Source organism: Gemmatimonadota bacterium (assembly GCA_016713785.1).
In the GTDB taxonomy this organism is placed as follows: domain Bacteria; phylum Gemmatimonadota; class Gemmatimonadetes; order Gemmatimonadales; family GWC2-71-9; genus JADJOM01.
On record JADJOM010000003.1, the window covers coordinates 2,383,534 to 2,406,311 of the forward strand.

A 22,778-nucleotide genomic window follows, 5' to 3' on the forward strand; every position below is an offset into this window, starting at 1 on the left:
CATGTCGCATCTCAGGAACTGGAGCGCCACGCGGCGGCAGCTGCGCGCCCGCACGCCCGACGTGGCGGCGCCGGACGGGTCCATCGACCGGCTCACCCGGATCACCACGTCGGCCCCGATCGGGATCTTCGAGACCGACGAGGCGGGCCGCTGCCACTACGTCAACACGCGGTGGTGCGAGCTCACCGGCCTCTCCGAGGCGCAGGCGATGGGCGCCGGGTGGATGTCCGCCATCGACACCAACGACCTCACGGCGGTCCGCGCCGAGTGGCAGAGCGCGGCCATCGAGCAGCGCGACTTCATCGCCGAGTTCCGGATCCGGCTGCCGGAGGGCGCCGCCCGCTGGGTGGGCGCCCAGGCGCGCGCCGTGGTGGATCCGGCGGGGCACACCATCGCCTATGTGGGGACCCTCAGCGACATCTCCGACCGCAAGCGGCAGGAGGAGGATCTCTACCGCTACTCGCTCGACGTCGAGGACGCCCGGATGCGGGTGGAGGAGCAGGCCGCGCAGATGGCCGTCCAGGCCGAGCAGCTCGCGCACGCCCGGGACCAGGCGCTCGAGTCGGTGCGGGTCAAGTCGGCGTTCTTCGCGATGATGAGCCACGAGATCCGCACCCCGATGAACGGGGTGATCGGGATGACCGGCCTGCTGCTCGACACGCCGCTCAGCCCGGAGCAGCGGAACTACGTCGAGACGGTGCGCGCCTCCGGCGAGGCGCTGCTCACGATCATCAACGACATCCTCGACTTCTCCAAGATCGAGGCGGGGCGGATGTCGCTCGAGACCGTGGACTTCTCCCTGCAGGAGGTGCTCGAGGATACCCTCGACCTGCTGGCCGAGACCGCGAGCGGCAAGGGACTGGAACTCGCCGCGCACGTGGAGCGGGCCATCCCGCGGCTGCTGCGCGGGGACCCGGCGCGGGTCCGCCAGGTGCTCACCAACCTGGTGTCGAACGCCCTCAAGTTCACCGACCGGGGCGCCGTCACCGTGCACTGCACCCTCGCCAGCGAGGCGGCGGACGACCTCCTGGTCCGGTGGGAGATCCGCGACACCGGCATCGGCCTCACCCCCGAGCAGCAGGCCCGCCTGTTCCAGCCCTTCGCCCAGGCCGACAATTCCACCACGCGGAAGTACGGCGGCACCGGGCTCGGGCTCGCCATCTGCCGCCAGCTGGTGGAGCTCATGGGCGGCGGCATCGGCGTGGAGAGCGTCCGCGGCCGGGGCAGCACGTTCTGGTTCACCCTGCGGCTGGGACGCGTGGCCGACGGCGCCGACCCGCGCGCGGTGGCCGACCAGGACATTGCCGGCACCCGGGCGCTGGTGGCCGGCGGCCACGCCACCGCGCGGCTCGCGCTGGTGGAACACCTCGAGGGGCTGGGGCTCAGCGTGGTGGCCACCGACGACGCCTCCGAGGCCTTCGAGCGGCTCGGCGGCAGCCTGCACGAGCCGGCGCCCATCCGCGTGGCCCTCTTCGACAGCAGTCTCGGCGAGGCCGACGGGTTCGAGCTGGCCCGTGCCGTCGCGGAAAGCGAGCACCTGCAGCGGACCCGCGTCATCCTGCTCGCACCCGTCACCCAGCGCCACGCCGCCGACGCGGCCACCGACGTCGGCGTCACCGAGGTGCTGGTCAAGCCGGTGCGCCTGCTGGCCCTGCACGACGCGGTCCGCACCGCGCTGGGCTTCGAGCCCCGGACCGCCCGGCGCTCCGCGCTGCTCAAGGGCCTCGGCGCGGCCGATGCCCGGCCGCTCCGCCGCGCCCGGGTGCTGCTGGTCGAGGACAATCCCGTCAACCAGAAGGTGGCCACCCAGATGGTCGAGCGCCTCGGCCACCTGGTGGACGTGGCGGGCAACGGGCTCGAAGGCGTGGCGGCGGCGCGCAAGCTCCCCTACGACATCATCCTGATGGACTGCCAGATGCCGGAGATGGACGGCTACGAGGCGACGGCCGAGATCCGCCGGCTGGAGGGCGAGGCGCGCCACACCCCGATCGTGGCCATGACGGCCAATGCCATGCAGGGCGACCGGGAGCGCTGCCTCGCGGCGGGGATGGACGACTACGTGAGCAAGCCGATCCGCAGCGCCGAGATGCAGGCCACGCTGGCGCGCTGGGTGGGCTGGGCCGAGCCGGCGCCGGCCCGGGAGGCCCCGCGCGACCCCGCGGCCACCCCGATGACCGCCGAGGCGGCGCTCGCCGCCGCGGGCGCGCCGGACCCGCGGATTCCCGACGCGGACAGCCCCGAGGGGATCGACGCGACGATCCTCGACGACATCATGGCGGTCTCGCCGTCCGGGGGCACGGCGCTGGTGCGGGAGCTGATCGACCTGTTCTTCGGCGAGGTGCCCGCGCGGGTGGAGCACATGCGCTCGGGGATCGCAGCCCACGACCCCTCGCCCGTCATGCGCGCCGCCCACGCCATGAAGGGGGGCGCCAGCAACCTGGGGGCGCTGCGGCTCTCCGCCCTGTGCGCCGAGATGGAGCGGCTGGGGCGCGAGGGCAACCTGGCCGGCGCCGCGCCGCTGATCGGCGAGATCGAAGTCGAGATCGAGCGGGTGCGCACCGCGCTCGACCGGCACCTGCAGCTCGTCGCCGGCCGCTGAGGCCGCCGCCTCAGCCCAGCCGGCGCCGCCGGGCCATCAGCACGGCACCACCGAGCGCCAGTCCCACCACCGACAGCCAGGCCAGCACGCCCCCGACCCGCAGGCTCGGCCCCACTACCGTGCGGCCCAGGGCGGCCGGCACCCAGCGCGGGGCCCAGGCATCGAAGCGCACGCCGAAGGCCCCCTCGAACGCCTGCGCCGGCGGGGCGGGCGAGGTCCAGAAAGCCCGGAACCGCTGCGGGCCGAACTCCCGCACGAGGTCGCGCGCCAGCCCCTGCACGCCCAGCTCGCTCTCGTAGCCCCACCACGCGAGCGCGGAGAGCACCTGCGCCCGGTCGTATTGGACCGGCGCGATGCGGACGTCGGACCGCCCGAGCAGCGCGGGGGCGCACGATGCGCTCCGGCCGGCCCGGCAGGCCATCAGCGCGATCGACCCCAGCGGCTGCCAGGCCCGGTCGAACATGTAGGCCACCAGCGCCGGGCTCCACCACCGCACGTCGAGCCTGGCGCTGTCCCGCGCGACGGCCGGTTCCCACCAGTCGGCCGCGCGGGCCAGGTCGAAGCCCCGATGAAAGAGCCACCGCTCCACCTGGGGGCCCGCCGGACCGAACGCCGCATAGAACACGCACGGCGCGAGCGATTCCTCCGCCTGGCGCACCCCCTCGGCGCGCCGGAGCGCCCGGGACGGCACGACCAGCGCGCAGCGCCCCGCCTCGCCCGCCGGGGGCAGCAGCAGGTGGGTGCCTTCGAGCAGCGGCGCAGTGCCGGCCGTGTCCGCCACCACCACGAGCGCCAGGCTGCCGGGAAGCGGTCCCAGCGGCGCGAGGGCGCGTGCCAGCGAGTCCGTGAGGCGGTGCATCCGCGCGGCGATGGGCGCGGGCACTTCGCCCCGCAGCACCAGGCTCACCGCGGGGGCCGTGGCCGGAACCCACCGGGGCAGGCTGTCACGGAGGATGAGATGGTCCAGCTCCCGCCGGGCCCGGGACAGCTCCCGGCCGAGCACCAGTTGCTCCTGGCGCAGCGCATCGCGGGATGGGGCGCGGTCGTAGCTGTACCACCAGCGGGTGAGCGCCCCGGTGAGCTCGAAGGGAACGAGGCCGTTCGGTGGCAGCAGCACCACCGCCCCCGCGGCCAGCAGCAGGAGGAGCAGGAGACACCAGCGGCGGAAGGTCAGCGCCATCGGAAGGTCCTCACGGCCAGGCCGAAGAGCAGCGCCGACCATCCGAACGCGGCGAGCGCCAGGCGCGGCGTGTCATCGTGGTCGGCGGCCCGCGACTGACGCGCCAGCCGCAGCCACCGCCCGAGCAGGGCATCCTCGGACAGGCGTGCGGCGGCCGCCAGGCGCGCCGGGAGGGGCTGGTCCGGATGTGCCAGCAGGCGCGCCATCGCCCCCGGGCCCCCCTCGCGCAGCGCCAGCGAGAGGAGGAGCTGACGCGGGGACTCGCCGAGGGGTACCATGGCCCCCCAGTCGCGACCGCGCAGCAGCGCGTCGCAGGCCTCCTGCTGTCCCAGCTGCAGGCACTGGCCCACCAGGCCCGCCCGCTCGCCCACCGCTCCCTGGGCCAGCCGCCGCACGAACGCCTGACGATCCTCTGGCGCGTACTGGCCCACGAGGTCGGCGGGATCCGCCAGCAGGCCGAGCGCGCGGTGGCAGTCCTCGAGCCCGCCGCCCAGGCAACTGGCCACGCTGCGGAAGTCCGACGTCACCAGCTCCACGAACGTCCGCCGGGCGAGCACCGACGCCGGTACCGCCAGCGGAGCAGCGGGATGCCACCGCGCCAACGGCCGGTCGACCTGGTACCAGAGCGCCTCGGACGCCGCACTGGCAATCGCCGCGGCCAGCTCGCCCACCGGCGCTCCCGCCGGCACGTACGGCGCGCTGGACGGCTGGCCGGGCATCACGTCCCCGGTGAACTGCACCGAGAGGCCGAGGGGCGCACCGGAAGGATTGATCTGGCCCGCGCCGCGGACCCGGGGCGTCGCCCGGATGAGGATCGGCTGGGTGTGGCCCAGGGCATCACCGAAGGTGGCTTCGAGCCGGGCCACGGCCGTGTCGCACGCCGCCTCGGCGGTATCCCGCAGCCCCTGCACCTCCAGCCGCAGCACGCCCCGGGTCACGCGGCGCCAGCCGGCACCGGCGTCGAGGACGCTGTCGCGCAGGCGGATGCGCGCCCCGATCGCGTCGACCCTGGCCTGCAGGTCGTGGACGCGGGCCTCCAGGGCCGCCCGCTGCTGCCCGGCCACCGGGGACACCAGCAGCAGCATGGCCGCGAAGCAGAGGGATCCCCTAGACATCGATCAGCACCCAGCGCCCGGTGAAGACATCGAAGGGCCCGGGCCAGGTCAGCAGCCGCTCCAGCACCGGCGTCACGATGTCCGCCCGCGAGCCGGCGCTGCTCAGCAGCACCTGGGCCAGCATCCAGGCCACGAGCAGGGCCAGCACCCACCCTGCGGCGCGCGCGGTGCCGGTCACCACCGCGAAGAACAGCCCGAACGCGACCAGGGTCGCGAACAGGAAGCGCAGGGCCAGCAGGTTGGGATACGCGGTCAGGCCGGTGGGCAACGGCGAGCCCGCCACCGCGAGAAGGCAGCCGATCCAGAGCGTGGCCAAGGGGATCGCGAGGAGCACCAGCCCGGCGCCCAGGCGCAGCAGCACCAGGCGCTCACGGGCGAGGGGAAGCGTGAGGGCATACACGTGCCGCCCGGCGTGGTCCGCCGCCCAGGCGCCGGTGGCCACCAGCAGCGCGAGCATTGCGCCGAGCATCGGGTAGAGCATGCCCATCTGCGCATGGCCCTCGAGGAACCGTGCCGGCGACAGCCCATCCTGCACGGCTGCGAGGTCCTGGACCGAGAGGAGCGGCAGCAGGAAGCTCAGCAACGCGGCCGGGACGAGCGCCAGCCGGATCCACTTCCACTGGGTGAAGAGGATGGCTCGGAACATCAGGACCTCCCCGCGACGGGGCCGCGCGCGGTGCGCAGCAGTTCGACGAACCCCTCTTCGAGGTCGAGGTCCACCACCTCGCGCACCGTGCCGCCGAGCCCCTCGATGTACTGCCGCATCGGGCCCTGCCAGCCCCGCACGATCCAGGTCTCGTGCCGGCCGTCGTGCACCTGCCGCGCCACCAGCGCGAACGGCGTGGCGCCCACCTCGGCCGGGACGCCCGAGACGTGCAGCCGCTTGATCCCGTTCTTGAACGTCTCCATCGGCAGTTCGGTCACCAGCCGCCCCTGGTCCATGACGCCCACCCAGTCACAGATGCGCTCGAGTTCGTGCACCAGGTGGCTCGAGATGAACACGGTGGCCCCGCGCTGGCTCACGTAGTCGAGGAGCGCGGTGAGCACCTCGCGCCGCACCACCGGGTCGAGGCCGTCGGTGGGCTCGTCCAGCAGCAGCAGGTCGGGCGACTGCGCCAGCACGAGCAGCAGCATCAGCTTGCCCAGCTCCCCCTTGGACAGGCGGCTGGTCTGGCGACCGGGCTCGAGCAGGAACCCCGCGAGCAGGTCATCGGCGCGGCGCTGGTCCCAGCGGGGGTAGAAGGCGCGGTGATACGCGATCGCCTCCTGCACCGTGAGCGAGGGATACAGATGCGGGCGCTCGGGGACGTAACCCGTGCGGGCCAGGATCGCGGGGAGCCGCCCCGGCACCGGCTCGCCCAGCAGGGTGATGGCCCCGCCCTGGGGGCGGAGCAGGCCGAGCAGCAGGCGGATGGTAGTGGTCTTGCCGGAACCGTTCGGTCCCAGGAAGCCGTAGATGGCGCCCGCCGGCACATGGAGGTCGAGGTCCCGGATCGCGAACTGCTTCCCCGCGCGATAGCCGAGGCCCTGGGTTTGGATGGCGAGCGTCATGCGCCGCTCCCGGGAAGTTCGTCGACGAGCGCCCGCCGCAACTCCTCCACCGTGAGCCCGGCCCGGGCCGCCTCCGCCAGCAGCGCGCGCACCAGCCGGGTAGCCTCGCCGGCACGGGTGCGGGCGCGCCGGGCACCCTCCACCTCGCGCACGAAGGTCCCGGCGCCGTGTCGCATCTCCACGAATCCCTCCGTCTCGAGTTCCCGATAGGCCTGGACCACCGTCGCGGGGTTGATCCGCAGCTGGGCCGCGAGCTGGCGAACCGACGGGAGCCCCGCGCCGGGGACCAGGTCCCCGGCGGCGATGGCCACCTTGAGCCGCGTGGCGATCTGGGCGTAGAGCGGGGTGGCGCTCCGCGGATCGATCTGCTCGAACATGGTAGGTCGGGCCCTTGAGTGTATTACTGTTCCGATACAGTAAGACTTCGGGCGGGCCCCGTCAAGAGGCGGGTGGAGTCCGGGGTACCGGCAACGAAAAAGCCAGAGGCTGGCGCCTCTGGCTTCTCCGTACTGCACCGGTCCCCTCAGACCGGTTCCCAACGCACCGGCCCCCTCAGACCGGTGTCCTGCTCACCGGCCCCCTCAGACCGGTGTCCTACCTTTTCCTGCGCCGGGGGTCAGACCTTCACGCCCGCCAGCGCTCGTACCAGGTCGGTGGTGGAGACCACCCCGATCAGGCGCCCATCCTGTTCCACGAAGAGCCGGTGCACCTCGAGGTAGAGCATCCGCTGCGCCGCATCCCGGATGGTGGCCTCGGGATTGATCGTCTGCGGCCGCGGGGTCATGACCTCCTGCACCAGCGTCTGCTCGAAGACCGCCTCGCGGGACTCCGGGTCGGTGTGCTCGGCGAGGGCCTCGAGGATGTCGCTGTTCGAGAGCACGCCCACCAGCCGACCATGGTCATCCACCGCGGGAACACCGGAGACGTGGCTCTCGGCCAGCAGCGAGATCGCCTCCCCCACCGTGTCGGTGCCGCGAATCGTCCGGAGATTGGTCTGCATGACGTCAGTGACGCGCATCGTTCCCTCCGGTGAACTGCCGACCCTAAGTAGCGACCGGGCCCGTGAACGGAGCGTGAAGCCTGCATGAGACGTAGATTGGCCCCGGTCGCGGGTTCAAACGCCGGCCAGACCATCGGCATCCCACCAGCCGACACCGCCCATGCCCATGCCTTCATGAACGAGACGGTTCGCCGGGCCCAGGACGGGGACCCCGAGGCCTTCCGTGCCCTCTATCAGGCGCACGCGGGGCGGGTCTATGCACTCTGCCTCCGGCTGACGGGCCGGGAGCAGGAGGCCGTGGAACACACCCAAGACGTCTTCATCCGGGTCTGGGAGCGGCTGGCCAGCTTCCGTGGTGAGAGCGCATTCACCACCTGGCTGCACCGCCTCACCGTCAACGAGGTGCTCCAGGCCCGGCGCAGCGCTGGCCGGCGCTCGGCGCGGCTCACCCTCGAGGACGACGCCGTGCTGCAGCGGCACCCGGGGCCCGCCCCGGCGGCCCCGGCACGGGACCTGGAGCAGGCGATCGCCGCACTCCCTCCGGGGGCCCGGACGGTGTTCGTCCTGCATGACGTCGAGGGGTACCAGCACGAGGAGATCGCCCGGCTCACGGGCATCGCGGAAGGGACCAGCAAGGCGCAGCTGCACCGCGCGCGCCGGCTGCTACGGGAGAACCTGGACCGATGACACCCTGTACCGACGCTTCCCCCCTGCTCGACGAGTACCTCGACGGCACCCTCGCCGCCGGCCCGCGCGCCGAGGTGGAGGCACACCTGGCCGCGTGCGCCGCCTGCCGCGCGGAGCTCGAGGCCATCGGGCGGATCTCCACCGCGGCCCGCGCCCTGCCCGCCGCCCTGCAGCCACCGGACGCCGTGTGGGCGGGCATCGCCAGCCGGCTGCCGGCGGCCGCGGCGCCGCGCCGGCCGACGGCGAATTTCCCCTGGCTCCGGCTGGCCGCCGCGCTGGCGCTCTTCCTGGGTGGCTACGCGATCGCCCGGCTGGGACCGGGGGCGCCGGCCACCGACGCCTTCGCGGCCCGCCGCGCGGAGTACACCGCGGCCAGCATCGAGCTCACCCGCACGCTGCGCCAGGATGCCGGCGTCCTCGCACCGGAGACCCGACGGGTGGTGGAGCGCAACCTGGCGATCATCGACCAGGCCATCGGCGAGGCGGAGGCGGCGCTCCAGTCCGACCCGGGCAACGGCGCCCTGGAACAGATGGTGCTGGCCCGCTACGAGCAGCGCCTGGCGCTGCTCCGGCACGCCACCCTCTCCGGCCGGCGGGAATCATGACGCGACTCCTGGCGCTGCTGCTCCTGCTCCTCGGCGGCACAACGGAACTGGCCGGGCAGGACGCGGTCCGCACCGGGCGCCCCGCCAGCCAGGATGCGGCCATCCGGCTCTGGCTACCCCGTGGCTCGGTGCGGATCACCACCTGGACCCGCGACAGCGTCGACGTGAAGGGGCGGGTGGACCCCGGGGCCGGCCGGCTCCTGCTGGGGGGCTCGCCCGCCGCCCTCAAGGTGGTCGTCGAGCCGCCGGAGGGGCGGACGGCCGACGGCATCGCCGACCTCGACGTGCGGATCCCCGGCGGGGCGCGCCTGTGGGTGACCTCCGCCGCGGCGGAGGTGGAGGTGACGGCGGGAGGGGGCAGCGTGGAAGTGACCACCGTGAGCGGCCGGGTGCGGGTGGCCGGCACCGCCGCCAGCGTGGCGGTCGAGACCCTCGACGGCAACGTGGAGCTGGCCTGTACGAGCCCGCTGGCACGGGTGCGGACCGCGAGCGGGGTGCTGGTGGTGCGCGGAGTACTGCAGGAACTGGACGCCCGCTCGGTCAGCGGCCCGCTGTTCATCGGCATGGAGGGGGCGGTGCGCCAGGTGCACCTGGAGACGGTCTCGAGCGAGATCGCCTTCAAGGGTGACCTGGTCCCTGACGGGCGCCTGCAGGCGGAGACCCACGGCGGCGACATCGAACTGCGGCTCCCGCCCGGCCTGGCCGCCACCTGGCACCTGGTGAGTTACGGGGGCCGCCCCGAGGACCAGCTGTTGCCGGCCAGCGCCCTGCGCGCCGGCGCCACCAAGGGTGAGTGGACGGCCCGGACCGGCGACGGACGCGCCACCATCGACGTCCGGACCTTCAAGGGACGGGTGGTGCTCAAGATCCGGGGCTGAGCGCCTCACGCGATTGCCAACCAGGCGCCGCCGGGCCGATACTTCAGGTGGCCCCGCCCCCCCGGGTCCGTGGTCCGGTATCGATGGCACACCCTCCCCAGCAGCGACCGGCACCGCCGGCCGCCGTGCTGTACCTGACCGCCGACCCGGAGCTCCCCAGGCTCCGCAGCCTCCTTGGGACATCCGGGTCCGGGGTCGAGCCGGTGGCCGTGCCGGACCTTCCCGCCGCCGAGGCCTGGCTCACTCTCCACGACGCCGCCGCGCTGGTGCTGGTGCCGGGCCTGGATCGGGCCCGCGAGCAGGCCCTGCTCCGCGCCGGCGCCGCCGAGTGCCTCGAGGCGCGTGTTCTCACGGGGCGCGGCGCTCGCCGCGGCCCTCGACCGGGTGGTGGCCCGCGCGACCCGGCGCCCGCGCCTGGCCCATCAGGCCGCGCTGCTCGAGGCGCTCCACCACCCGCAGACCGCGGCCTGGATCTCGTTCGACGCCACCCTGCGGATCCGGTTCGCCTCCGACGGTGTGCTGCCGCGCTTCGGCTACGCGCCAGCCGCCCTGGTCGACCGGGTCATCACCGACTTCGCCGCCACGAGCGCGGTGCCGGCCGCGCTCGACTATGTGCGACGGGCGCTCGAGTCTCCCGGGGCGGCGATCGCCGGCGCCATGACGGCGCGCTGCGCCGACGGCACCGAGCGCGCCTTCACCGGGCGCCTGGTGAACCTGCTGCACCTGCCCGGCGTCGAGGCCCTGGTGCTGGCCGTGGACAACGAGACCGCCGCCGACCAGCACGCCCGGCAGGTGGTAGGGAGCGAGCGGCTGTTCCGGGAGGTGGCGGACAAGGCCCCGGTCCAGATCTGGACCGAGAACCCGCTGCGCCAGCTGACCTGGGAGAACCGCACCGCGCTGGAGTTCACCGGCCGGACGTTCGCGGAGGAGGCGGGGTACGGCTGGCTTGAGACAGTGCACCCCGCCGACCGGGGGCGGGTGGAAGACCACTACCGGCGCACCTCGCTGGAGCAGCGCGGGTTCACGCTCGAGTTCCGGATGCGACGCCGCGACGGGGCCTGGCGGCACCTGATGCAGGTGGCCATCCCCCGCTGGGACGAGCAGGGGGTGTTCGTCGGCTTCCTCGGCGTGGACGTGGACATCACGGAGCTCAAGGAGGCCGGGCTCCGGGTGGAGGAGGCCGAGGCGAGGTACCGGCTGTTCGTGGAACAGAGCACGGACGGGATCTGGCGGTTCGAGGTGCGGGAGCCGATCCCCCTCTCGCTCGACGAGGACGCGATGATCGCCGCGATCTTCGCGCAAGGCTGGCTGGCGGAGTGCAACCACGCCATGGCGCGCCAGTACGGCGTCGAGGACCCGGCCGACCTGCTGCGCATCCCGCTGCGCGACCTGCTCAATCCCGATGACCCGCGGAACCGGGCGATGCTCCGGGCGTTCATCCGCGCGGGCTACCGCCTGGCGGATTCGGAGAGCCACGAACGGGACCGCGAGGGGCACCCCAAGGTGTTCCTCAACAACCTGATCGGGATCATCGACCGGGGCCACCTGGTGCGGGCGTGGGGCACCCAGCGCGACATCACCCTGCAACGCCAGCTGGAGGAGGAGGCCCGGCAGTCGCGGAAGATGGAGACCGCCGGGCGCCTCGCCGGCGGGATCGCGCACGACTTCAACAACCTGCTCACCGCGATCCTCGGCACCAGCGAACTGCTGCTCTCCGGGCTGGCGCCGGGCACCGCGGAGCGGGAGGACGTCGAGGAGATCAAGCGCGCGGCCACCCGGGCCGCCAACCTCACGCGCCAGCTGCTCGCCTTCAGTCGCCGCCAGGTGCTGCAGCCCCGCACCCTCGACCTCAATCAGCTGGTCTTCGGGGTGGAGACCATGCTCCGCCGCCTGATCGGGGAGCACATCACCCTGGGCACCACGGCGGCGGCGGACCTGTGGCGGGTCCGTGCCGACCCCGGCCAGCTGGAGCAGGTGATCGTCAACCTCTGCGTGAACGCCCGCGACGCGATGCCGACCGGCGGCAGCCTCGTGGTGGAGACGGCCAACGTCCACTTCCCCGGGGCCGCCCACGGCGCCGAGGCGATCATGCCCGCCGGCCCCTACGTGCTGCTGACGGTCACGGACACCGGGACGGGCATGGAGCCGCAGACGCTCGGACACATCTTCGAGCCGTTCTTCACCACCAAGGAACCGGGGCGGGGGACCGGGCTCGGCCTGGCGACCGTCTACGGGATCGTGAAGCAGAGCGGCGGGTTCATCTTCGTGGAGACCGAGCGGGGCCGGGGCAGCCGCTTCCGGATCTACCTCCCGCGCGTGGAGGGGGTGGTCGAGGGCCCCGAGGCCGCGGCCGAGCCGGCGCCGGCGCGCGCCACCGGCACGATCCTGCTGGTGGAGGATGAGGAGGCGGTGCGCCGCCTGGCGCGGCGGGTGCTCGAAGAGGTGGGCTACCGGGTACTGGAGGCCGCCGACGGGGCCGAAGCGCTGCGGCTCGCGGACCGCTGGGACGACGCCATCGACCTGGTGGTCACCGACGTGATCATGCCCGGCATGAGCGGGCAGGAACTCTCGGCACGCCTGCGGCAACAGCGTCCGTGGCTCAGGATCCTGTACGTCTCCGGCTACACTGACGACGCCATCCTGCAGCACGGCACCCTGCTGCCCAATACCAGCTTCCTGCAGAAGCCGTTCACCCCAGCCGGCCTGGCGCAGCGGGTGCGCGAGACGCTCGGCTAGCTGGCGCGCACCATCTGCCGCGGGGGCTCGCCCTCCACGTCCTCCCCCTCCGACCCGAAGTACCAGTCCACCTGCTCCATCAGCTCGGTGTCGGTCGACACCCCGGTCAGGATGGTCTCCGGAAACCCCGGTTCCACGAGCACGTAGCCGAAGGGGTAGTCGAGGCCGGTCAGCATGATCACCCGGCGTGGCCCCCCCTCGATCTCGACCACGATCGAATCGGCGGTCGTGGCCTCCAGGGCGATGCCGGCATCCTCGAGCGCGGGGGCCACCAGCGCGGTGTACGCGCGGAAATCGTCCAGCAGGTCGAGCCCGTCGCCGGAGGCCAGGGTGTCGGTGGCGGCGAGCCAGAAGGCCACCACCGCGGGCCCCTGGATCACCGGTGCCGCCGCAAGCGGCCGGGTGGCCGCCGTATCCGCGCCAGCCCGGCGCAGGGGGCCCGGGGCGCGGCACGCCGCGAGGGTGGAGAGGGCCAGCAGGAGGACGCGCACCGCCACCTCGTCGGGATTCAGGATTGCCCCGGGCGGGGCCGATACCACAAGGATGGAGTCCCAGCCCCCCCTCGGGAAGGCCGGCGAGGCACGCCCGCAGGCCACCCGGACAGCCCGGGCGTGAGCGCCCTGGTCCGCCGGGTCCGCGCCGGATACCTGATCGCGATGCTCGTCATCGCGGGCTCGCTGGTCATCGCCGGCTTCACCATGGAACGCGCCCTGGTCCGCGCCGCCACCGACAGCCGGGTGATGAACCTCGCCGGCCGGCAGCGGATGCTCAGCCAGCGGGTGAGCGCCGCGGCGCTGGGCCTGGTGCAGAGCGGCGAGGCGGGACGCTGGGACCGGGTGGCGGTCCTCCGCACCGCGCTCGCCGACCTGGTCCGGGTGCAGCGCGGCCTGCAACAGGGCGATGCCGCCCTGGGGCTGCCCGGGCATCCCAGCCCGGAACTGCAGCGGCTGTTCCGGGCCGCCGAACCGTCCCTGCGCCTCCTGGTCAGTGCCGCCGAATCGCTGCAGGCCACCACCGACCGCCCGAGTGAGGCGGCCCACGCCTCAGCGGTGGTCGCGGCGTCGGGCGCGGTGCTCCGCTCCGCGGAAGCGATCGCCGCGGCCTACCAGGCGGATGCCCTGGCGCGGATGCGGGCGCTGCGGCTCACCCAGATCGGCCTCACCGTGGCGATCCTGGCCGCCGTGCTCCTGCTCGGCTGGTTCGTGGTGCGCCCGGCGGAGCAGCGGATCCGCGCGGCCATCGACGACCTCACTGCCAACGAGGCCGCCCTCACCGAGGCCAACCGGCGGCTGGACCAGGCGCTCACCGCCGCGCAGGAGGCGGCCCGGCTCAAGGCCGAGTTCCTCGCCAACATGAGCCACGAGATCCGCACCCCGATGAACGGCGTGCTGGGCATGACGGCGCTGCTGCTGGAGACGCCGCTCACGGAAGAACAGCGGGAGTACGCCGGTACCATCCAGAGTTCCGGCAATGGCCTGCTCACTATCCTCAACGACATCCTCGACCTCTCCAAGATCGAGGCGGGACGCCTCGAGCTGGACCTCGTGGCCTTCGATCCGCGCGTGGCGCTCGAGGAGGCCGCCGACCTCCTCGCGCCGCAGGCGGCGGCGAAGGGGCTCGAATTCGCGCTGCTGGTGGCCCCCGGCCTGCCGGCGCGGGTGACCTCGGACCCGGCCCGGCTGCGGCAGGTGGCGCTCAACCTCCTCGGTAACGCCATCAAGTTCACTCCGGCCGGCGGGGTGACGATCCGCCTCGGCGGGCTCCCGGGCACTGGGAATGCCCTCACCCTGCGGCTGGAGGTGGAAGACACCGGCATCGGGATCCCGGAGTCGGCGCGCGGCCGGTTGTTCCAGTCGTTCTCCCAGGCGGATGGCTCCACCACCCGGCGGTTCGGCGGCACCGGGCTCGGCCTCGCCATCTCGCAGCGGCTGATCGAGCTGCTGCAGGGCGAGATCGGCTACGACAGCGTCGAGGGCCGGGGCAGCCGCTTCTGGTGCCGGGTGCCGGTGACGGTCGCCGCCCCGCACGGGAGGCCTCCCCTGCCCTCGCGGCGGACGCTGCTGGTCGTCACCGCCGAGGGGCGCACCGCGGAGTCCCTGGCCCTGCAGGCGCGCGAGTGCGGCGCCGACTGCACCGTGGTGCAGGACTGGGACGCCGCGTGCGCCTGGCTCCGGGCCACGGGAACCGACGGCGCGGACCTGCTGGTGCTGGTGGACCAGGCCATCGTGAGTGTCGACCGCGTGGCCGCCGCCCTGCCCCCCCGCGCCCGGCTCGTCCGGCTGGTGAAAACGGGCCTTCGGGCGGGTCGCGTGGATGGAACCCCGACCGGCGCGGGAACGCTGCACCTGCCGGTCCGGCTGGCGGCGCTGCGGCGCGAACTGGACCACGTCGCGGCGGTCCCGGCCCAGGCGCGGGTCCTGGTGGCCGACGCCAACGCGGTGCGCCGTGCCCTCCTGGCCCGCATGCTGCGCACCCTGGGCAGTGAGGTCGTCGTCGCCGGGAGCGGGGCCGATGCGCTGGAGCGGCTCCATGCCTCGCCGTGCGCCACGATCCTGCTCGACGCGGACCTGATCCGGCTCGACGGTCCGGCCCTGCTCACCGCCCTGCGGGAGCAGGGCGATGGCCCACCCGACGCCCCACGCCTGTTCGGGGTGCTCTCATCTCACGCCCCGGCCGAGGCCTCCACGGGGCTTCCACCGCTGGACGGACTGCTCCGCTATCCGATTGTCCCAGCAGACCTTGGCGCGGCCCTCGGCCTGGGACTGTCGGCTATCGAGCCACAGGGTTAGACAGCAAGCACACACTTGCTTTACCGCGACGGGGCCGCTATCCTGTCCCGCCATGCAAGACATCCGCGAACGCATTCTCGACGCCGCCACCCGCGTGTACACCGAGGCGGGGTTCCGCGGCACCACAACGCGTCGGGTCGCGCAGGAAGCCGACGTCAACGAAGTCACCCTCTTCCGTCACTTCGGGACCAAGGAAGCGCTCATCAAGGCGGCGCTCGGCCGGGTGCACCGCCCCGACGGGATGCCGCGCCTGACCGAGCCCGCGGACCCGATGGTCGAGCTGCACGCCTGGGCCTGGCACCTCTACCAGCGGTGGTACGCTGGCCGGCACCTCATCTCCCGCATCATGGGCGACCTGCTCGAGCACCCCGAGATCGCCCCCAGCATCTGCGAGGAGCCGCACGACGAGCACGCCGAGCTCTCGGGCTACCTGGAGCGTCTGCGGTCCCAGGGCGCCGCCGAGGGCGAGTTCGTGGCGGACGCGGCGGCGGGCATGCTGCTCGGCGCCATTCTCACCCACGCCACCTGGCGGGACCACTTCGGCGAGAACCTCCCCGCGCCGGAGGTCGTGATCCACCAGTACGTCCTGCTCCTGCTGCAGAGCGTGGGCTTCCGGCCGCCGGTCTCCGCCCGGGGGGCACGGGCATGAGGCGCGTCCTGCTGGCCCTGGTGCTCGTCGGGGCGGCGCCCCTTGGGGGCCAGGCCCCGGCGCCGCGGCCGCTCTCCCTCGAGGAGGCGCTCGAGCTGGCCCTGCCGGCGAGCGACGGCGTGGCGATCGCGCGGGCCGACATCCTGCGGGCGGAGGGCGAGGTCAAGAAGGTCCGGGCGGACCTGCTGCCGCAGCTCACCGGCACCGCCACCTACACCCGGACCCTCAAGTCGCAGTTCAGCACCGGCTCCGGCACCGTCGACACCACCGCCACGACCTTCTGCAACCGGTTCAGCGCCGACCCTTCGCTGCCGGTCGGGTCGCGAGTGGACAGCCTGGAGCGGACGGTCGAGTGCCTGTCGGCGCTCAATCCCTTCGCCGCGCTGAGCAACCTGCCCTTCGGCCGGAAGAACCAGTACAACTTCGGCCTGCAGTTCAGCCAGGTGCTCTTCAGCAGCGCCATCCTGAAGGGCCGCCCGCGGGCGGCGGTGGCGGGGCGCAAGGTGGCCCGACTCGGGCTCACCGCCGCCGAGGCTCAGGCGCGCATGGACGTGACAGAGGCCTACTTCGACGCGGTGCTGACGGACCGGCTGGTGGGCATCGCGGAGCTGTCCCTGGCGCAGGCGGAGACCACGCTGGCCCAGACCCGGCTGGCGCGGCAGGTGGGCACCCAGCCGGAGTTCGACCTGCTGCGCGCGCAGGTGACCCGTGATAACCAGCGCTCGGCGGTGATCCAGCGCCGGTCGCAGCGGACCCTCGGCTACCTCCGGCTGGGCCAGCTGCTCGGCCTGCCGCTGCACCAGCCGCTGCGCCTCACCACCGCGCTGGACGAGCAGCCGGGAGAGACGCTGGCGGACGAGCTGCAGGTGGCGCCCCGGGACACGGCGGCCAACGAGCGCACCGCGGTGCAGCAGGTGTCCGAATCGGTGACGATCCAGGAGGTGCTCACCAACGTCACCCGCTGGGACCGGGTGCCGACGGTGCGGCTCACCTCCAACTTCGCGCGGATCGGGTACCCGAACGACGGGCTGCCCTGGAACGCGAGCTTCGTGACGGACTGGACCATCGGCGTGAACGTCTCGGTGCCGCTGTGGACCAGCGGCCGGCTGCGGGGCAACGCGATGGTGGCGGAGGCCAGCCTGGACCAGGCGCGGACCCGCCTGGCGCAGGCGCACGACGCCGCGGTGCTCGACGGGCGGCAGTCGGTGGAGCGACTGAGCACCGCGCTGGCCGCGTGGCAGGCCACGCAGGGCACGGTGGCGCAGGCCGAGCGCGCGTACGAGATCGCCACCCTGCGCTACCGCGAGGGGATCTCCACCCAGACCGAGCTGACCGATGCCCGCCTGCTGCTGGAGCAGGCCCAGGCCAACCGTGCCACCGCCGCGCGCGACGTGCGCGTGGCCCGGGCCCGCCTGGCCCTGCTTCGCGACCTGCCGCTGGGCGGCGAGGGCGTGAGCGCCACCCTTTCGAACGCCGCCAGCGGCCTGGCCAACACCCAGCAGGCCGGCGGGAACTGACCTCCGATGACACGGACCCACGCAATGACGCGGACCCCGACTGCCCGCCCGATGGCGCTCGCCGCCAGCCTCTTCTTCCTTGCCGCCGGCTGCGCCCGCGAGGCAGCGCCACCCGCCGCCGCGTCTGACGCGTCAATGTTCGTGGGCCGGGAGAACCTCGCGATCGCGCGACAGGAGACGCTGCTGGTGGGCCCGGCCATCTCCGGCACCCTCGACGCCGAACGCTCCGCCACGGTCCGGGCCGAGGTGGGCGGCGCGCTGGTGGAGGTGCTGGTGGAGCCGGGCCAGCCGGTGGCGCGGGGCCAGCTGCTGGGCCGCATCGACGACACCGGCGTGCGGGAGGGCTACACCTCGGCGCAGTCCGCGGCGCAGACCGCGGAGCTGACGGTGGGCCTGGCGCGGCGCAACGCCGAGCGCACCCGGGCCCTGGCCGACGCCGGCGCGGTGGCCGAGCGGGACCGCGAGCAGGCCGACTGGACCCTGCAGAGCGCGGAGAGCCAGCTGGCGGACGCGCGGGCGCGGCTGGTGACGGCCGAGAAGGCGCTCGCGCGCACCGCGCTGCGGGCACCCTTCGCGGGCCTGATCAGCGATCGCCCGGCCAACCTCGGGGACATCGTGCAGGTGGGGAACCCGCTCTTCACCGTGGTCGACCCGTCGCAGCTCAAGCTGGAGGGGGCCGTGACGGTCGACGCGCTGAAGGAGCTCCGGGTGGGCACGCCGGTGACGCTCGCGGTGGGCGGGCAGGCGGAGGGGCTGCTGGGCCGGGTCACGCGGATCAACCCCGCGGTCGATCCCGCCACCCGGCAGGTGCGGGTGACGGTGGGGATTCCCAATACCCGCGGCGCCCTGGTGGCCGGGCTCTTCGCCGACGGACGGGTGGCGAGCGCCACGAGGGTGGGCGTGGTGGTGCCGGCCGGCGCGGTGGACCGGAAGGGGCTGCGGCCGTTCGTGGTCCGGGTGAAGCAGGGCAAGGTGGAGCGGGTGGAGGTCGAGCTCGGGCTGATCGATGCCGCCCGGGAGCAGATGGAGGTGGCCACCGGCCTCGCGCCGGGCGACACCCTGCTCCTGGGCGGCGCCCGCGGCATCGCGCCAGGCAGCACCGTGCAGGTCGGCGTCGCCGCCGAGAAGGAGTGAGCCCGTGCTGATCTCCGATTTCGCGATCCGCCGGCCGGTCGTCACCATCGTCACGATGCTGGCGCTCTCGGTGTTCGGCCTGATCGCGCTGTTCCAGGTGAAGACCGACGAATTCCCCGACGTGCAGCCGCCGTTCGTGCTGGTGGGGCTCATCTACCCCGGCGCCTCCCCGGACGGCGTGGAGCGCGAGGTGCTGGAGCCGGTGGAGGAGGCGATCGCCTCCATCAGCGGGGTCAAGAAGATGCAGGGCTCGGCCCAGGACGGGTACGGCCAGATCGTCATCGAGTTCCAGTTCGAGAAGCCACTCCTCGAGGCCACCCAGGACGTGCGCGACGCCATCAGCGGGATTCGCGCCGACCTGCCGGAGGAACTCGAGGAGCCGGTCATCAAGAAGCTCTCCGACACCGACCGGCCGGTGGTCTCCCTGGCCCTGTCCTCCGAGACCCTCACCGCCGCGGAGCTCACGCGGCTGGCCGACCCGGGCATCGCGCGGGAGCTGCGCTCGCTGCAGGGCGTGGCCGAGGTGTCGGTGCTGGGCAAGCACGAGCGGGAGCTGACGGTGCTGCTCCGGCCGCAGGCGCTGACTGCCGCGGGGGTGAGCGTGGCGCAGGTGGTGGGCGCGCTGCGGGCGCAGAACCTGGCGGCGCCGGTGGGACGGATCGAGAGCGGTTTCGAGGAGCGGAGCATCCGGCTCACCGGCCGGCTGGCGGAGCCGCAGGATTTCCTCTCGCTGGTGGTGGCGGAGCGGAACGGGCGGGTGATCCGGCTGGGCGAGCTGGCCCAGGCCATCGACGGCACCGCCGAGCCCCGGTCGCTGGCGCTGTACAACGACCAGGAGGCCGTCGGGATCGACATCAAGAAGTCGAAGGGCTACAGCACCACCGACGTGAGCGCGCGGATCATCGAGCGGGTGGAGCGGCTCACCGCGACGCTCCCGGCCGGGGCCAGCCTGGCGGTGGTGAAGAACGCCGGCGAGAAGGTGGACCGCTCGGTGAGCAACGTGGAGGAGACGCTGGTCGAGGGCGCCTTTCTCACGGTGCTGGTGGTATTCCTGTTCCTCAACTCGTGGCGTTCCACGATCATCACCGGCCTGGCGCTGCCGGTGAGCGTGCTGGCCTCGTTCATCGCGGTGTGGGCCTTCGGCTTCACCCTCAACACCATGTCGCTGCTGGGCCTGTCACTGGCCATCGGTATCCTGATCGACGACGCCATCGTGGTCCGCGAGAACATCGTGCGCCACGTGGAGATGGGGAAGGACCACCTCACCGCCGCCCGCGAGGGGACCGACGAGATCGGCCTCGCGGTGGCGGCCACCACCTTCTCGATCCTCTCGGTGTTCGTGCCCATCGCCTTCCTGCCCGGCGTCTCGGGGCAGTGGTTCAAGCCCTTCGGCCTCACCATCGCCTGCTCGGTGGCGGTGTCGCTGTTCGTCTCGTTCTCGCTCGACCCGATGCTCTCGGCCTACTGGCCCGACCCGCACCAGGAGGAGCACGAGAAGGCCTGGATCACCCGGCAACTGGACCGGTTCAACGCCTGGTTCAGCCGGCTGGCGGAACGCTACAAGCGGGTGATCGCCTGGGCGCTCGACCACCGCTGGACCATGGTGGCCATCTCCACCGCCTCCTTTGTGCTGGCGCTGGCCATGCCGTACTTCCGGCTGGTGGGCGTGGGCTTCTTCCCGCTCGACGACCGCGCCGAGTTCAACATCACGATCGAGACCCCGCCCGGCTCGAGCCTGGCCTACACCCGCACCAAGGCGCAGGAGGTCATCGCGGCGCTGCGCCGCGAGCCCGAGGTGCGCTACACCTACACCACGCTGGGCGGCGGCAACGCCGGCGCGGTGGACGAGGGCGCGATCTTCGTCCGCCTCACCTCGCGCCACGACCGTGACGCGACGGTCGAGGACATCGCCGCCCGGCTGCGGGCCGAGACCAACCGGATGACCGGCGCCAAGGTCTCGATCTTCACCACCGACTTCGGCGGCGGGCGCAAGCAGGGCCAGCTCGAGGTGCGCGGGTCCGACGTGGCCACCATCACCGCCGTGGCGGAGCAGCTGCAGGCGGTGGTCGCCACGGTGCCGAACGTGGTGGACCTCGACCTCTCGTCCAAGGGCCAGAAGCCGGAGGTGACGATCACCCTCGACCGCGGCCTGGCCGGCAGCCTCGGCATCACCGTGGGCGACGTGGCCCAGTCGGTGCGCCCCGCCTTCGCGGGGATCGACGCCGGCGACTGGGTGGACCCGAGCGGCGAGACCCGCGACGTCGAGATCCGGCTCACCCCCGAGAGCCGCACCCGCCCCGAGGACCTGCGCCGCCTGCCCCTGCTGGTGGCCGGCCGCGCCGGCCTCCCCGCCACCGTGCCCCTCGGCCAGGTGGCCGACATCAGCCAGAGCGTCGGGCCGGCGGTGATCAACCACCTGAACCGCGACCCGGTGGTCAACGTCGAGTGGAACTACTCCGGCCGCGCCTCCGGCGCCGTGATGGACGACGTGCGCGCCGCCATCGCGAAGATCCCGCTGCCGCCGGGGGTCCGGATCACCGAGGGAGGCGACGCCGAGCAGCAGAGCGAGGTCTTCGGCAACATCTTCATCGCGCTCGGCGTGGCGGCCATGCTGATGTACCTGATCCTGGTGATGCAGTTCGGCTCGTTCATCGACCCGCTCGCCATCATGCTGTCGCTGCCGCTCTCGCTGATCGGCGTGATGCTGGGCCTCGCCGCCACGGGACTCACCATCAACATCATGAGCCTGATCGGCGTCATCCTGCTCATGGGCATCGTGGCCAAGAACGCCATCCTGCTGATCGACTTCGCCAAGTGGGCCCGGGAGCGGCAGGGCCTGGCGCTCCGCGAGGCGCTGATCGAGGCCGGCGCCATCCGGCTCCGCCCGATCCTCATGACCACCTTCGCCCTGATCGCCGGCATGATCCCGGTGGCCCTCGGCCGCGGCGACGGAGCCCAGTTCCGCCAGCCCCTCGGCGTGGCGGTGATCGGCGGCGTCATCACCTCCACGCTGCTCACGCTGATCGCGATCCCCACCTTCTACGAGATCCTCGACAGCCTGCGGGAGTGGTTCGCCCGCGTGGCGCGGCGGGTGTTCGGGAACGCCGCGGTGGACCAGGTCGTTCATGCGGTGACCGGGGAGCACCAGGTCGGGCCCTGAACGGACGGCGCGGCCGGACGGTACGCCAGTTGCCCTACCCCTTCCCGGTGGCTGCCGCACCGGGACCCAAGGTCCGGATGCGGTCCCCGCATCCGGATCTTCCGTTTGGGGGTAACCACTTGGCACTATGGCAGATGGGTGGCGCCGTCCGCCCGGGAGCAGATCCGACTGATGTCCGGCGATTGTACGCAGCGTCTGATTTCTGGAGGGGTCACGGGAGTGTTCAGGGTGGTCGCGGTGTTGGCAGTGGCGGCCACGATGTTGGGTGCACACCACAGCCGGCTCGCACCGGCGTGCGCGCCGCTGGGGTGTGTCCCGGCGGTCTCCCACCCGGCGCTGCTCGCCGGCGCCGGTGAGGCCGCCACGCTGGAGGGGTGGAACGCCGCGCGCAGCTTCCGTCGCGTGTCCGCCGAGGCGTGGGGCCGCATGGCCGCGCTCGATTCCGCCGAGCAGCTCACCATCCTCAAGCTCAACCGGGTCGACGCCGCGCACGCGCGCCGCCGCACCCTGGTGGTCCCCGATTCCATCGCCCCCGAGCTCAGCTACGCCCCGTTCCCGGCCACGGTCTTCTCGCTGCGCGCGCTGCCCAAGTTCGTGGTGGTCTCCCGCCGGGTGCAGGCGTTCGCCGCCTACGAGCATGGCGAGCTGGTCCGCTGGGGCCCGACCAGCACCGGGAAGGCAAGCACCCCCACCGACCCGGGGCTCTTCTTCACCAACTGGAAGGACCGCCAGACCATCAGCACTGACGATCCCAGCTGGATCCTCGACTGGTACGTCAACTTCATCGCCCTCAAGGGCGTGGCCTTCCACCAGTACGACCTCCCCGGGCTCCCGGCCAGCCACGGCTGCGTGCGCCTGCTCGAGGAGGATGCCCGCTGGATGTTCGACTGGACCCAGGCCTGGGTGCCCGGCCGTGGCTCGGCCGTCACCCGCTACGGCACGCCGGTGCTGGTCTTCGGCGACTGGGACGCCGGCGCCCCGGCGCCGTGGCTCACCGTGACCGAGGATGGCGCCCGCGCCGAGGTGTCGAGCTGGGAACTCGGGGCCGCGCTGGCCCCGCACCTCGAACTGGCGCTGGAGCGGTCAGCGCTCCCCGTCGAGGTCCTCGCCAGCCGTTAGGCGACCGGCGCCCGGGCGGGCCGGGCCCTTGTGGCGGCGCGGTTCCGGTGTAGTTCCTG

18 protein-coding genes are annotated in these 22,778 nt (G+C 73.1%); 11 read left to right on the plus strand and 7 right to left on the minus strand.

Features of this window, described 5'->3' with window-relative positions; all coding sequences use genetic code 11:
- Window position 1: 1 nt before the first annotated feature.
- A complete protein-coding gene (locus IPJ95_18810; protein ID MBK7925653.1) occupies window positions 2-2,599 on the plus strand; it encodes a response regulator in 2,598 nt (865 codons plus the stop codon).
- 10 nt (window positions 2,600-2,609) lie between these two features.
- Here the strand turns inward: IPJ95_18810 and IPJ95_18815 are convergent, their stop codons facing one another.
- The 6 genes from IPJ95_18815 to IPJ95_18840 all read right to left on the minus strand — a co-directional run bounded on the left by IPJ95_18815 (window position 2,610) and on the right by IPJ95_18840 (window position 7,463).
- Window positions 2,610-3,779 carry a hypothetical protein gene (locus IPJ95_18815; GenBank protein ID MBK7925654.1) on the minus strand — a complete coding sequence of 390 codons (1,170 nt, stop codon included), beginning with the start codon at window positions 3,777-3,779 and terminating at the stop codon, window positions 2,610-2,612.
- Window positions 3,770-4,894 (minus strand): hypothetical protein, encoded by a 1,125-nt coding sequence (locus IPJ95_18820; GenBank protein ID MBK7925655.1) that lies wholly within the window; start codon window positions 4,892-4,894, stop codon window positions 3,770-3,772. The genes IPJ95_18815 and IPJ95_18820 overlap by 10 nt, the downstream gene beginning before the upstream one ends.
- Window positions 4,887-5,540 (minus strand): hypothetical protein, encoded by a 654-nt coding sequence (locus IPJ95_18825; protein MBK7925656.1) that lies wholly within the window; start codon window positions 5,538-5,540, stop codon window positions 4,887-4,889. The genes IPJ95_18820 and IPJ95_18825 overlap by 8 nt, the downstream gene beginning before the upstream one ends.
- Window positions 5,540-6,445, minus strand: a complete 906-nt coding sequence (locus IPJ95_18830; protein ID MBK7925657.1) for an ABC transporter ATP-binding protein — start codon at window positions 6,443-6,445, stop codon at window positions 5,540-5,542. Before IPJ95_18830 ends, IPJ95_18825 begins: the two co-directional genes overlap by 1 nt.
- Window positions 6,442-6,822, minus strand: coding sequence for a GntR family transcriptional regulator (locus IPJ95_18835; protein ID MBK7925658.1), 381 nt, complete (start codon window positions 6,820-6,822; stop codon window positions 6,442-6,444). The genes IPJ95_18830 and IPJ95_18835 overlap by 4 nt, the downstream gene beginning before the upstream one ends.
- Before the next feature lie 239 nt (window positions 6,823-7,061).
- Complete coding sequence (locus IPJ95_18840) at window positions 7,062-7,463, minus strand: CBS domain-containing protein (protein ID MBK7925659.1); 402 nt, start codon at window positions 7,461-7,463, stop codon at window positions 7,062-7,064.
- A 156-nt stretch (window positions 7,464-7,619) separates the two neighbouring features.
- Between IPJ95_18840 and IPJ95_18845 the strand changes: the two genes are divergently transcribed.
- The 4 genes from IPJ95_18845 (at window position 7,620) to IPJ95_18860 (ending at window position 12,351) form a co-directional block, all read left to right on the plus strand.
- On the plus strand, window positions 7,620-8,132 hold the full coding sequence (locus IPJ95_18845; protein MBK7925660.1) for an RNA polymerase sigma factor: 513 nt from the start codon (window positions 7,620-7,622) through the stop codon (window positions 8,130-8,132).
- Complete coding sequence (locus IPJ95_18850; GenBank protein ID MBK7925661.1) at window positions 8,129-8,737, plus strand: zf-HC2 domain-containing protein; 609 nt, start codon at window positions 8,129-8,131, stop codon at window positions 8,735-8,737. Before IPJ95_18845 ends, IPJ95_18850 begins: the two co-directional genes overlap by 4 nt.
- A complete protein-coding gene (locus IPJ95_18855) occupies window positions 8,734-9,615 on the plus strand; it encodes a hypothetical protein (GenBank protein MBK7925662.1) in 882 nt (293 codons plus the stop codon). The genes IPJ95_18850 and IPJ95_18855 overlap by 4 nt, the downstream gene beginning before the upstream one ends.
- Before the next feature lie 342 nt (window positions 9,616-9,957).
- A complete protein-coding gene (locus IPJ95_18860; GenBank protein MBK7925663.1) occupies window positions 9,958-12,351 on the plus strand; it encodes a response regulator in 2,394 nt (797 codons plus the stop codon).
- Here IPJ95_18860 and IPJ95_18865 read toward each other — a convergent pair.
- Complete coding sequence (locus IPJ95_18865; GenBank protein ID MBK7925664.1) at window positions 12,348-12,842, minus strand: hypothetical protein; 495 nt, start codon at window positions 12,840-12,842, stop codon at window positions 12,348-12,350. The two genes, IPJ95_18860 and IPJ95_18865, sit on opposite strands and share 4 nt — an antisense overlap.
- A gap of 120 nt (window positions 12,843-12,962) precedes the next feature.
- On the opposite strand from IPJ95_18865, the gene IPJ95_18870 reads away from it, so the two are divergent.
- From IPJ95_18870 to IPJ95_18895, 6 genes are all read left to right on the plus strand, one after another.
- Entirely contained in the window at window positions 12,963-15,140 is a 2,178-nt protein-coding gene (locus IPJ95_18870) for a type IV pili methyl-accepting chemotaxis transducer N-terminal domain-containing protein (protein MBK7925665.1), read from the plus strand.
- 52 nt (window positions 15,141-15,192) lie between these two features.
- A complete protein-coding gene (locus IPJ95_18875; protein ID MBK7925666.1) occupies window positions 15,193-15,789 on the plus strand; it encodes a TetR/AcrR family transcriptional regulator in 597 nt (198 codons plus the stop codon).
- A complete protein-coding gene (locus IPJ95_18880) occupies window positions 15,786-17,306 on the plus strand; it encodes a TolC family protein (GenBank protein MBK7925667.1) in 1,521 nt (506 codons plus the stop codon). The genes IPJ95_18875 and IPJ95_18880 overlap by 4 nt, the downstream gene beginning before the upstream one ends.
- Before the next feature lie 24 nt (window positions 17,307-17,330).
- Complete coding sequence (locus tag IPJ95_18885) at window positions 17,331-18,440, plus strand: efflux RND transporter periplasmic adaptor subunit (GenBank protein ID MBK7925668.1); 1,110 nt, start codon at window positions 17,331-17,333, stop codon at window positions 18,438-18,440.
- Window positions 18,441-18,444: 4 nt separating this feature from the next.
- Window positions 18,445-21,600: an efflux RND transporter permease subunit gene (locus tag IPJ95_18890; protein MBK7925669.1), complete on the plus strand. Its 3,156-nt coding sequence runs from the start codon at window positions 18,445-18,447 to the stop codon at window positions 21,598-21,600.
- Window positions 21,601-21,858: 258 nt separating this feature from the next.
- Window positions 21,859-22,719 (plus strand): L,D-transpeptidase, encoded by an 861-nt coding sequence (locus IPJ95_18895; GenBank protein ID MBK7925670.1) that lies wholly within the window; start codon window positions 21,859-21,861, stop codon window positions 22,717-22,719.
- Window positions 22,720-22,778 lie beyond the last annotated feature (59 nt).

Excerpts from the sequence above, each read along its gene's own strand:
- IPJ95_18810 (MBK7925653.1), top strand. The coding sequence starts at position 2 with ATGTCGCATCTCAGGAACTGGAGCGCCACGCGGCGGCAGCTGCGCGCC.
- IPJ95_18815 (MBK7925654.1), bottom strand. The coding sequence starts at position 3,779 with ATGGCGCTGACCTTCCGCCGCTGGTGTCTCCTGCTCCTCCTGCTGCTG.
- IPJ95_18820 (MBK7925655.1), bottom strand. The coding sequence starts at position 4,894 with ATGTCTAGGGGATCCCTCTGCTTCGCGGCCATGCTGCTGCTGGTGTCC.
- IPJ95_18825 (MBK7925656.1), bottom strand. The coding sequence starts at position 5,540 with ATGTTCCGAGCCATCCTCTTCACCCAGTGGAAGTGGATCCGGCTGGCG.
- IPJ95_18830 (MBK7925657.1), bottom strand. The coding sequence starts at position 6,445 with ATGACGCTCGCCATCCAAACCCAGGGCCTCGGCTATCGCGCGGGGAAG.
- IPJ95_18835 (MBK7925658.1), bottom strand. The coding sequence starts at position 6,822 with ATGTTCGAGCAGATCGATCCGCGGAGCGCCACCCCGCTCTACGCCCAG.
- IPJ95_18840 (MBK7925659.1), bottom strand. The coding sequence starts at position 7,463 with ATGCGCGTCACTGACGTCATGCAGACCAATCTCCGGACGATTCGCGGC.
- IPJ95_18845 (MBK7925660.1), top strand. The coding sequence starts at position 7,620 with ATGAACGAGACGGTTCGCCGGGCCCAGGACGGGGACCCCGAGGCCTTC.
- IPJ95_18850 (MBK7925661.1), top strand. The coding sequence starts at position 8,129 with ATGACACCCTGTACCGACGCTTCCCCCCTGCTCGACGAGTACCTCGAC.
- IPJ95_18855 (MBK7925662.1), top strand. The coding sequence starts at position 8,734 with ATGACGCGACTCCTGGCGCTGCTGCTCCTGCTCCTCGGCGGCACAACG.
- IPJ95_18875 (MBK7925666.1), top strand. The coding sequence starts at position 15,193 with ATGCAAGACATCCGCGAACGCATTCTCGACGCCGCCACCCGCGTGTAC.
- IPJ95_18880 (MBK7925667.1), top strand. The coding sequence starts at position 15,786 with ATGAGGCGCGTCCTGCTGGCCCTGGTGCTCGTCGGGGCGGCGCCCCTT.
- IPJ95_18885 (MBK7925668.1), top strand. The coding sequence starts at position 17,331 with ATGACGCGGACCCCGACTGCCCGCCCGATGGCGCTCGCCGCCAGCCTC.
- IPJ95_18895 (MBK7925670.1), top strand. The coding sequence starts at position 21,859 with ATGTTGGGTGCACACCACAGCCGGCTCGCACCGGCGTGCGCGCCGCTG.